Raw genomic sequence first — 2,616 nt, 5'->3', positions numbered from 1 at the left:
GGTGTTTGGCGACTTCCAGTCTCTCAAACCCAACCCGGATGAACACCGGATACAACCTATTGGAGCTTCACACCTAGCTGTCCGCGCAGCGCCGCATCGTCCTCGGCCAGGAATACCCTCATGCAGAGACCTCTGCGCCTCCCGGCCGTACCGGTGCCGGGCCCGATGCAAGCGTGTGTTGCGTGAGCCAGTCGACAATCCTTCTGGCCGCGTCTTCGCGGCAGGAAGGGGCTCCGGTGCCCAGGAACCCGTGCGTCTCTCCTGGGTACAGCACCAGCTCCGCGGGCGTGTCGCCGGCGCAGGCGAGGCTCACGAAGAGCTCCTCCGACTGGCACTTGGGGCAGCGTTCGTCGTCCTTGCCCTGCAGGAACAGCGTGGGCGTGGCCGACTTCTCGATATGCTGCAGCGGCGACAGCCTGACGGCCAGCTGCCGGTCGAAACCCGGCTTGCTCGCCATATAGAACGGATCGGCGTAGTACCCGCCGTCGGACGTGCCGTAGTGCGTTTCGATGTTCCCCACGGGCGCCATCACCACCGCCGCAGAGAAGCGGTCGGCGTTGCCGGTGGCAAAGCCGCTCAGGTAGCCGCCGTACGACTTTCCGGAGATCGCGATACGCCCGTCGCACACACCGCGTGCCTCCAGTTGCGCGAGTGCCGCCAGGTGCTGCGGCAGATCGCAGGTGCCCCACTGCCCGGCAAGCCGGCGGCAGAACTCCCGGCCATAACTGGCCGAACCGACCGCGTTCAAGGCCAGCACCGCCCAGCCCTGGCCGCACAGCACCTGCCAGAAGATGTTGGTGTCGTAGTCGAGCAGCGCGTAGCTTGCAGGCCCGCCATGTACGTCGTCGAGCACCGGCTGCGGGCGCGCGCTTCCCTGGGCGCGCAGAAGCCAGCCTTCGATGCGCTCGGTGCCGCCGCTGCCGTCGGGAACGTCGAACGCCGCGATCTCCGCCTCGACCAGCGTCCTGTCTTTCCACCACGGGTTCAGGCAGCCGAGCTGCTGCTCCACCGCGCCCTTGCCGCGCGGCCTGACCCAGAGTTCGCAGGCCAGCGACGGATGGTCGATGGTGTAAACCAGGCGGTCCGGCGTGCAGCCGAACACACCCATCTGGCGCTCGCCCGCCGCGAGCACCTCGAGTGAGCCGTCCGCAATGCCGACCGAGACGATCTGGTGGCAGCCCCGGTGCGCTCGCGTCAGCACGATCCGTCCGCCGCCGGACTCCCAATGCAGGGCCTCGGGATGCGCCACGTCCAGCGTCTCTTCGTGCAACGCGCGCACGTGGCCGGTTTCGACGTCCAAGAGCCACAGCCGGGGCTCCGCATCGCCCTCCTCCTGGGCGCCCGTGAATGCGATGTGGTGCCCGTCGGGCGACCAGCAGGGCTTCATGACGATGGCGTGATCGTCCGTGAGGCGACGTGGCCGTCCGCCGTCGGCATCGCAAACCCACAGGTCGTTGCTGTGGGCGAAGCGACCCTCGCGCGTACGCGTGAAGGCGATGCGGCCATCCGCCGCCACGTCGAAGCCCAGCACGTCGAAGGCGCCGTCGGTCAGTTGCGTGTGCGCGCCGGATTCGGCATCGATCGAGAACAGATGGAATTCGCGCTGGAGGATGTAGCCGATGCCGTCCTCTTTGTAGGGAAGGCGCCATGCGACTTCGGGCCTGCTCTTCCCTGCGCTTTCATTCTGCGATATCGCGCGATTCCGGCCGCCACGCGCATCAGGATCGACCTCAACGGCGGCTGTCACCACGAACGACATTCCGCCGGGTGCCCATCGCAGGCTCGAGACGCTCTGCGGCAGGCGGCTCACCTGCCGGGCCTCCCCGCCGTCGCGCGGCATCACATACACCTGCGGCGAGCCTGCGCGGCTGGAGAGGAATGCGAGCCGCCGGCCATCGGGAGACCAGCGTGGCGACGCGTCCGTGCCAGGCCCGCGCGTCATCTGCAACGGCGGAGAACCGTCCAGTGGAAAGCACCAGATGCAGGAGATGTAGCTGTCGTTTCCCCGGTCGACCGAACGCACGGTGCATGCCGCGGATGCGGCGGTGCCGGTGCAGTGCAGGTCCAGGATCTTCTGGTGGAGGTAGAGGTCTTCAACGCTAAAAGGCTGGCGCACGGTGATCACCTTGGTGGGGTCTGGAAGCGCAGAAACCGACAGGGCCGCATGCGGCCTGTGCGGGCGCATCGCGCACGATCAGGTTCGTTCGCACGCCCGTGGGCCGGGCGCCTTGCCTGTCGAGCCAGTGAAAGAACGCAAACAGGGCCAGCACCGCGACAACGGCCATCGCTACGGCCCAGTCCGCGAGGTAGCTGCGCTCGCCAATCTCTTCTTTTGTCCGATTCTTCATCTTCGGTCTTTCGAAATGAGCGGGGGAGGAAAACCTCCCCCGTCGCCGCAGGGCCGCCTGTCGGAAGAATGCGATGGAGACCGTCTCAGGGAATGCCGGTGAACCCCACGATGTACTCCGAGTGTTGCGCATTCGCCTCGCTGGAGGGCTCAGGGCGGACGAACTCAAGGAGTCCGCACCGCCCGGTGGGACCTAGGGAACATCTGATCAAGTCCACCGATAGACGATCTGAACGTTGATCACGAAGCTGAAGGAGCGCCAACGATGA

The 2,616-nt window shown here is 66.6% G+C and carries 2 protein-coding genes; both read right to left on the bottom strand.

Features of this window, described 5'->3' with window-relative positions; all coding sequences use genetic code 11:
* Positions 1-118 precede the first annotated feature (118 nt).
* Complete coding sequence (locus tag AB6807_RS39295) at positions 119-2,125, bottom strand: prolyl oligopeptidase family serine peptidase (RefSeq protein WP_371088799.1); 2,007 nt, start codon at positions 2,123-2,125, stop codon at positions 119-121.
* Positions 2,100-2,348, bottom strand: a complete 249-nt coding sequence (locus AB6807_RS39290; RefSeq protein WP_165840463.1) for a hypothetical protein — start codon at positions 2,346-2,348, stop codon at positions 2,100-2,102. The genes AB6807_RS39295 and AB6807_RS39290 overlap by 26 nt, the downstream gene beginning before the upstream one ends.
* Positions 2,349-2,616 lie beyond the last annotated feature (268 nt).

It is taken from the genome of Variovorax sp. RCC_210 (assembly GCF_041355175.1).
Lineage (GTDB): Bacteria > Pseudomonadota > Gammaproteobacteria > Burkholderiales > Burkholderiaceae_C > Variovorax.
The sequence above is the reverse complement of the archived record's forward strand: the minus strand, read 5'-3'. Positions and strand labels throughout refer to the sequence as shown.